Here is a 7,053-nt window from a genome sequence, read left to right as displayed (position 1 = left end):
GCCGCGTTCCGCACCTGGCTCTACCGCATCGTCACCAACCGCTGCCTCAGCCTCCTGCGCAGCCGTCCCATGCCTGCCGTCCCCCTCGACATCCATCCCGAACCCGCAGCCCTCGCCGCGCTCGGAGCCCCCGAGCAGGTGGCAGAGGCCCACGCCGCCACACGCGCCCTCGCGCGCGCACTGGCCCGCATCGACCCCGGCCAGCGGGCCTGCTGGATCCTGCGCGAACTCCACGGCATGCACTACGGCGAGATCGCACGAACCCTCGGCATCAGCGAACAGACGGTACGCGGCAGACTGTTCCGCGCACGCCGATCCCTCGCGGAGGCGATGGCCCCATGGCGCTAGAACACCGCCCACCCCGCACAGCCGACCCGACCCGGCCCCGGCCCGGCACCGACCGGAACCCGGACAGTCCCGACGACCCCGCCGACGCCGACAAGCAGCGCCTCCTGCGTCAGGCCACCGAGGCCCTCCGCGCCCAGGGACCCGACAGCTGGAGCACGGCCCTCGCAGAGCGGGTCATGCGCGCGGTACGGGCCGAACACCGACGAGGACGACGGCTCTTCCGTGGCGACCCCGCCCACGGACATCACATCGACGAGAACACCGCCGCCAAAACACTGCGCCGCGCCGCCGACAACGCCGGCACCGCCCGGGCCGGCAGCTGCCGCCTCACACCCACCCCCGACGGCAGAACCATCCACGCCACCATGACCCTCACCGCCGACCCGTCCCACCCCCTGCTCCCCCAGGCCGACCAGGTCCGCCAGGCCGTCCTGCACAACGCACAACACACCCTGAAACTCGCCGTCACACGCGTCGACATCACCATCAACGACCTCCACACCCCGAAAACACCCCCCAGCCCCGACCGCGATGCCATGTGCCACGACAGGAAATAACGAGTCCGGACCCTGGACCGGCCCTCGAATCGGCCTCGTCACCTCCCTGGCCACATACGACGGCGCCGCCGAACTCGAACGCGGCCTCGACATCCTCCTCACCGGCCTCACCACCACCCTCACCCCACACCCCTGACCACCGCCGACACCGGACACGGGAGAGCTAGCTCCGGCGGGCCGGACCGGAACGGCACCGCACGCAATTCCTCAGAGACACCGGCGGAACACAGGAGAGGCGAAGCATCACCTCCGCACCGACGGAGAACCCACATCGGCAGGGGGGGAACGCACAACGGAGGTCATCGTGATCATCCTGGGAGTCATCCTCCTCGTCATCGGATTCCTCACCAGCATTTCCATCCTGTGGACCATCGGCATCGTCCTGGTCGTCATCGGCCTGATCCTCTGGATCCTGGGCGCCGTCGGCCACCAGGTCGGCGGCCGCCGCCACTACTACTGAGATGCACCCAAGGCCATCCCAGGCCCGGCGGCGCGGTCGCGAGTCCGCACAGCGGGTTCCGACCGCGCCGCCGGGGCGCTCAGTTCCGATCCCTCCGGACCGGCCGTGGCAGGGCAGCGGTTCGGCGTGCGGCAGCGCCCCCGACCCGCCGTTGGCAGCCACCCACCGTGGGCGCGTCGCCGCCAACGGCACATATGACGGCAGCAGAGCGGGGCGGCCCGCCTGTGCGTCACCCCAGGAGCGCGTCGGCGGCCTTCTTGAGCGAGCCCGGGTGCTCGGGCCGGTGGGGTGCCGTCGCGCGGACCTCCAGCATCCGGGCCCCGATCTCCTGGAGTTCCTTGCGGCCCAGGGCGTCGCGCACCTTGGGAAACCAGTCGTTCTCCTCCTCGTCGATGTGGTGCCCGACGGTCTCGATGAGCACGGTGGTTTTCGCGTCGAACCGCTCGTCGTCGGGCGTCATCACGTCGAGCTCGGGCGCACAGGAGGTCGGCTACGTGGTGCTCCTCGTAGGACTCCAGGACGTCCTGCTCCAGGCTGGGAACGCGTTCGCGGACCGCCGGGTACATGACCTCGTTCTCGATGAAGGTGTGGACCGTCAGGGCCTCCACGATCCTGCTCACCAGGTCGGCCTTGACCTCGGCTGCGTCAGCATCGGCGGCCTCGAACTCCCGGAAGAGCCGACGCACCTCCTTGTGGTCCTCCTTGAGCAGAACGATGGCGTCAGTGGACATGGTTGCTCCTCGCTTCCGTGGCCGGCGGGCCCGGCCGGGCGGCAAGGCCGTCCGCGAAGCCGCGCCGGGGCCGTCGACCAGGATCTGAACTCCACCGGGTACGTCACCCGCCTGCCAGACGGATTCCTACTTCCTGCCGGAAGACCTCGGCAACGGGATCCGCCGGACAACGCAGGGCACAAACGGGTCCGTTGTGCGGCGGGCCGCAGGTTGGTGGGATTAGGGTGCTCCGCCGGTTTGTGTCGGATGCCAGCGCCTGATGACCGGCAGGCCGAGGAGACGCACGAGCAGATCGACCGGCGGCAGTGCCAGCAGACCGCCCACGTACGACCATGCCCCGCCCGAGCGCATCAGCAGGCGGGCCACGGCCTGCACACCGCCATAGACCTTCCCTGATGGAGTGAGCCAGAGCGGACCGCGCTGGACGCGCTCGGCCATCACTTCGCCCCGTCCGCCGGCCCGGGCATCCAACGACGACAGATCTGCGAACTGGCAGGCGACAGCCTCCCAAGCGCCGGACGACCGGGCAGCCCCCAAGTGGCGCTTCGCCCACGCCACCCATCCCGTGCACAGGGCACAATCACCGTCGAAGATCAGCACGGGTTCCCGGACAACATCATCGGCCATACCCCCGATTCTCCTCCGGCGGCGCATGCCGGCCCGGGCGGCTCGCGGTCCTTGCCCGCTGTGTCAGCGGTGCAGCCGGCAGGGCGGGACGCCGACGGAATTCAGAGGCCGTTGAGGGTGTCTTTGAGTAGGCGCCATGCCTGCACGCCCCCGACCCCCACCGCATCACTGGTGGCCGCCATCGCCGAAGCCGTCCGCGACCGGGACCAGCGGGGCCCACGCAGGCTTCTGGCCCGTTTCGCCGAACAGGCCGCCATCACCGGCCTGCCCGCCCTGCGTGACGCCATCGACACCGCCGGCCACCACCGCGGCCACCCGCCCACACCCCGGCCGGCCCCGAACCACCCGGCCCCTGGGCGGAATACGCGATGGCGACATCACAGATCACCGGCGTCCAAGCGACGGACTCATCTCATTGGCACAACTGAAGCGGCCCGGCGCGCGAACGGGCCCGGTGCACCGCAAGCTCAACACCGTGGCCGGACCTCGCCCCCAGGCCTGGTCGCCACTCCCCCGGCCACCCACACCCCTCCCAAACCATTCGGGGATGCACACGGAGCCGCTGGTCGTCTGCGCGATCTGCTGCACGAGGCGGTCTGTGCTGGTGCCGATCGGCCTCGAAGCCGATTTCGGGGAGCGGGCCGTGGGCGATGTCATCCAGCACGATGCGAATCGTCTCGGGGCGGCGTCGGCCGCACTCTCTTCCGCCTTTTCCTAAAATGAGCGCGTGATCGGCGAAGACGCCCAGCCACCGGCACACGGACGGGAGTCCGCGCCTTGCCCCGGCACCCCCCGTACCCCCGCAGCCGACTCGCCTGCCGAAACAATCGCCCGACCGGCTGCCAGGCAGACAGGCGGCGGGCCGGAGGGCGGCGTGGAGCACGCGGCGGCTGCAGTGAGGCCGCGAATGCGCGGCTGGCTGCATGCCGGCGTGTTCCCCCTCTCGCTGGCCGGCGGCATCGTCCTGATCGCCCTCCCACGCCGGGCTCCCGCAGCGGCGGCCTGCTCGGTGTACGCACTGTCGGCCTGCCTGCTGTTCGCCACCAGCGCCATCTACCACCGGAGAACATGGGGCCCACGCGGGGAGGCAGTCCTACGGCGGCTGGACCACGCGAACATCTTCCTGATCACCGCCGGCACCTACACCCCGCTGGCGGTGCTGCTGCTACCCGCGCGCCCGCAGGTGGTACTGCTGACCGCGGTGTGGGCGGGAGCCCTGGCCGGCATCGCCTTCCGCACCCTGTGGATCGGGGCGCCCCGATGGCTGTACACCCCCTGCTACGTCGCCCTGGGCTGGGTGGCCGTCCTCTACCTGCCCGACTTCGCGCGCACCGGCGGCACCGCGGTCGTCGTCCTCGTCATCGCCGGCGGCCTCCTCTACACCGCGGGCGCCGTCGTCTACGGACTCAAACGCCCCGACCCGTCACCGTACTGGTTCGGCTTCCACGAGGTCTTCCACGCCCTCACCATCGCCGCCTTCACCGCGCACTACACGGCCATCCTCCTGGCAGCCACATGAGCGTGCCCAGGCACGTGCGGAAGCACAGGCCCCCGGGGGCAGCCCCCCTGGCCGCATCGCGCTCAGCAAAGACGCGACGACCGCGAGGCGGGCGGTGAAGGACGCAACCCGCTCCGCGGACAGGCAACTTAGGTCACGGGGGTTGGAGGATCAGGCCGGTGCCTCCGGCCACTGACCCGACGGCACCATCGCGTGCTCCGCCCGGTTACGGCTCATTGCCGGGGACGATCGTGCAGACCTGGGATTCGACGGCCTGAAGGTGGCCAGGCCGCAGGATCGCCATGGCAGGGACCATCCACGGGCCCTCGGCTGGCCCTGGCTACGGTTCCTGGACGAAGGTGTAGGGCGGTAGCGGACCGTGTAGCCGAAGCCGGCAGTCCTCGCCCCATCGCTCGGCGAGCTCTTGCCCGGCGGCGGTGAATTCCTCCCTCCGGTCCTCCTCCACCAGGAAGGAGGCGCTGAGGAAGTCCTCGCCGCGGGCCTCGTTCTCGTGGACGGCCCGCGCGAACGGGCGCAGCGCCTCGATGGCCTGGGCCGCGGTGGCCTGCTCGCGGGCTTGGACTTCGCGGGCGACGAGTTCACCGAGCCGCATCTTGAGATTCGGGTCGCCGGTGCGGCGGCTCTCCTCGTTCAGTTGTCGGGCCTCGGTGGTGTCCTGCAGGATCTGCCGGAGCAGGGCGGCTTCCTCGTACGGTCCCTTGAGCAGGTAGTCCGTGCATCCCGCTAGGGCTTGCAGGCGCTGGTGGTAGGTGTTGGCGTTTTCCTCCAGGGTGTCGCGGATCTGCTGTTCGTCGGAGGCGAGGGCGCCGAATCGGAGCGGTAAGACGCTGCCGTCGGCCATCAGGTGGCGCAGTACTTCCTGGTGGGCGAGGAGGTCGCGGCGCCGGGCCCGTAGGTCGTCGGGGGCGGCGCTGACGATCGCGGTCAGGTCTGAGGTGCTTATGGTGGAGAGTTTCTCGGGCGGTCGCCCACCCCGGCGACGTCCTCCAGCCGCGTGGGGTGGCTGTGCGAGGTGATCGCGTAGACGTAGAGGGCCATGCCCACTCACTCCTCCCGCGGCCGGGTGCGGCGCGGTCTGGGGGCCGGCTCCTCGTCGCGGTCCTGCGTGTACTGCCGGATCGTGTCCGTCACCGCCTCCACCGCGCCCGTGATTGCGCCCTTGGTCTTCCCGTGCGCGCCGCTCTGGTTCATCTCGCCGGGCAGGTCCACCAGGCGGGTCGGGGCCTTGCGGCCGGATTCCAGGTCCAGGCGGTTGCAGGCCTCCGCGAATCGCAGGTAGGTGTCCACGCTGGCCACCACGATCCGTATGTCGATCTTCAGGAGCTCGATTCCCACCAGGGAGACGCGTATGAACACGTCGATGACCAGACCCCGGTCCAGGATCAGCTCCACGACGTCGTACAACGTGCCCGAGCTCCTGCCCCCGGTCGCGACAGCGCCTCCACCTCCCTGCGGCACTACCGTCATGACGCTCTCCTCTCACCGGACGCGCCGACCGCGCCGCGGCCCGAACCGGCCCGCCGGTCTCGGTCGGCTTCACCGCCAACGCGGGCCCCCCTCTAGGCCACCCGCCGGTGTTCAGTGGCACCCGCCGGTGGCCGGCACAACAGCCATCCCGGACAGACATCGGCCTGCGGGGCTCCGACTCGAAAACCTGCGTATGACCCGGTCCTGCTGATGCGCCAGCCGTCCAGGGCGCCAACCAGGCGGCGGCGCATCCGGGGAAATGCGCTGCCGCCTGCGGCGACACCAGGCTGGCCGCTCGCAGGGAAGCAGCGGAACGCGAAGCGGCCGAGCGCCGACGGGAGCAGCACTCAGAACTCCGGGCGACCGGTGGCAGTGTCCACCGGAGCCGGTTGGCGATCTGCTCTCTCAAGTTTAGGAGCTGATCCAGAGCGAGGACACCTCCGCCAGCGAGCGGACCCTGGTCGACACCATTCGGGTCGACGTCGTACGCCGGGCGCAGCGCGAGCGAAGCCCTCGCGGCCGCACAGGCGAGAGCCCAGGCATAGCAGGCCCGCGCTGAACGGCAGGCTCATGCCGCGTTCCTCGCGGATGTCGCACGGCCGGTCCGCGGGGCGCTGCTCAAAGCAGCCGCCGATGGCCACACCGTGAGCTGGAGCGACATGCAGCGGCGAACCGGCGACGCCCGGATCGGTCGGCTGACCCGCAACGAGCAGCTCGAGGTGCTCGTCCTCGTGCAACGGTCCACCAAGCCGGGCGAGCCGCCGCTGTCCGTCCTCCTCACCGAGCCCAGCACCTTGCAGGCGCTGCAGCTGTTCCGCGACCTCGCGGACCGAGTACCCGTGGACGACGCAGGACTCGTCGCACAGTTGGCAGCCGAACGCGATCAGCTCCACCAACGACGGTGACCCCACCGTGCGGTCGGCTGCGCCGGGAGCAGGGGCCCGCCTAGGACCGCGTCCGCCGTCGTCCGTGGCACCCGCACCGGCCGCACCCCTCGGGCGCAGCAGTCGGCGCACCAGGGTCACCGACACGCCGGACGCGTCCGCCATGTCCTGCGCCGACATGCCCCAGCGTTGCAGTACCCGGCCACCTGTCCGGCGTCCACCCGGGCCGGCACGCCCGCCGCCCGGTCCCGGCGCCGCCGCGCCCGCACCGCAGCCAACGTCACTCCACCCGGACACAGCCGTAGTCCGCACACGACGCCTGCCCGTGCCACACCCGGCTCCGTACCGGGCGCCGCCCACCGATGCCTCCGGCGTCGGCGGCCGTGGTCACGGCCGCCCCCGCCCCGCCGACACACCGGCGCGCGACCCCCCGAGCGGGGTGGGGGGGGGGGGGGGGCGC

At 71.1% G+C, this 7,053-nt stretch carries 11 protein-coding genes and 1 pseudogene; 6 read left to right on the top strand and 6 right to left on the bottom strand.

The genetic code is table 11. The features are described from left to right. From AB0P35_RS41005 to AB0P35_RS40990, 4 genes are all read left to right on the top strand, one after another. Positions 1 to 348: RNA polymerase sigma factor (locus AB0P35_RS41005; RefSeq protein ID WP_363521478.1), on the top strand; the 348-nt coding region annotated here is incomplete at its 5' end. Next, positions 339 to 905 (top strand): hypothetical protein, encoded by a 567-nt coding sequence (locus AB0P35_RS41000; RefSeq protein WP_095877765.1) that lies wholly within the window; start codon positions 339 to 341, stop codon positions 903 to 905. The genes AB0P35_RS41005 and AB0P35_RS41000, both read left to right, overlap by 10 nt. Next, on the top strand, positions 880 to 1,041 hold the full coding sequence (locus tag AB0P35_RS40995; protein WP_218835846.1) for a hypothetical protein: 162 nt from the start codon (positions 880 to 882) through the stop codon (positions 1,039 to 1,041). The genes AB0P35_RS41000 and AB0P35_RS40995 overlap by 26 nt, the downstream gene beginning before the upstream one ends. Before the next feature lie 168 nt (positions 1,042 to 1,209). Next, the gene (locus AB0P35_RS40990; RefSeq protein WP_095877766.1) at positions 1,210 to 1,365 is read left to right on the top strand and encodes a DUF6131 family protein; all 156 of its coding nucleotides are present in this window, start codon (positions 1,210 to 1,212) and stop codon (positions 1,363 to 1,365) included. A gap of 229 nt (positions 1,366 to 1,594) precedes the next feature. Here the strand turns inward: AB0P35_RS40990 and AB0P35_RS40985 are convergent, their stop codons facing one another. From AB0P35_RS40985 to AB0P35_RS40970, 4 genes and pseudogenes are all read right to left on the bottom strand, one after another. Beyond that, entirely contained in the window at positions 1,595 to 1,825 is a 231-nt protein-coding gene (locus AB0P35_RS40985; RefSeq protein WP_363521483.1) for a hypothetical protein, read from the bottom strand. A gap of 43 nt (positions 1,826 to 1,868) precedes the next feature. Beyond that, positions 1,869 to 2,096: pseudogene (locus tag AB0P35_RS40980) on the bottom strand (hemerythrin domain-containing protein); the annotation flags it as partial. Between the two features lie 219 nt (positions 2,097 to 2,315). Then, positions 2,316 to 2,723: a DCC1-like thiol-disulfide oxidoreductase family protein gene (locus AB0P35_RS40975; RefSeq protein WP_363521475.1), complete on the bottom strand. Its 408-nt coding sequence runs from the start codon at positions 2,721 to 2,723 to the stop codon at positions 2,316 to 2,318. A gap of 165 nt (positions 2,724 to 2,888) precedes the next feature. Continuing rightward, positions 2,889 to 3,038 (bottom strand): hypothetical protein, encoded by a 150-nt coding sequence (locus tag AB0P35_RS40970; RefSeq protein WP_179419756.1) that lies wholly within the window; start codon positions 3,036 to 3,038, stop codon positions 2,889 to 2,891. Between the two features lie 559 nt (positions 3,039 to 3,597). Between AB0P35_RS40970 and AB0P35_RS40965 the strand changes: the two genes are divergently transcribed. Then, positions 3,598 to 4,242 carry a hemolysin III family protein gene (locus AB0P35_RS40965; protein ID WP_257019575.1) on the top strand — a complete coding sequence of 215 codons (645 nt, stop codon included), beginning with the start codon at positions 3,598 to 3,600 and terminating at the stop codon, positions 4,240 to 4,242. Positions 4,243 to 4,561: 319 nt separating this feature from the next. Here AB0P35_RS40965 and AB0P35_RS40960 read toward each other — a convergent pair whose 3' ends face one another. Then, positions 4,562 to 5,161: a GvpL/GvpF family gas vesicle protein gene (locus tag AB0P35_RS40960; protein ID WP_363521481.1), complete on the bottom strand. Its 600-nt coding sequence runs from the start codon at positions 5,159 to 5,161 to the stop codon at positions 4,562 to 4,564. A 125-nt stretch (positions 5,162 to 5,286) separates the two neighbouring features. Next, on the bottom strand, positions 5,287 to 5,709 hold the full coding sequence (gene gvpJ, locus AB0P35_RS40955; protein ID WP_095877644.1) for a gas vesicle protein GvpJ: 423 nt from the start codon (positions 5,707 to 5,709) through the stop codon (positions 5,287 to 5,289). A gap of 659 nt (positions 5,710 to 6,368) precedes the next feature. On the opposite strand from gvpJ, the gene AB0P35_RS40950 reads away from it, so the two are divergent. Further along, positions 6,369 to 6,614, top strand: a complete 246-nt coding sequence (locus AB0P35_RS40950; protein ID WP_095877645.1) for a hypothetical protein — start codon at positions 6,369 to 6,371, stop codon at positions 6,612 to 6,614. The last annotated feature ends 439 nt before the right edge of the window (positions 6,615 to 7,053 follow it).

Origin of the sequence: Kitasatospora sp. NPDC085879 (genome assembly GCF_040686255.1) — a bacterium.
GTDB lineage: Bacteria > Actinomycetota > Actinomycetes > Streptomycetales > Streptomycetaceae > Kitasatospora.
The sequence above is the reverse complement of the archived record's forward strand: the minus strand, read 5'-3'. Positions and strand labels throughout refer to the sequence as shown.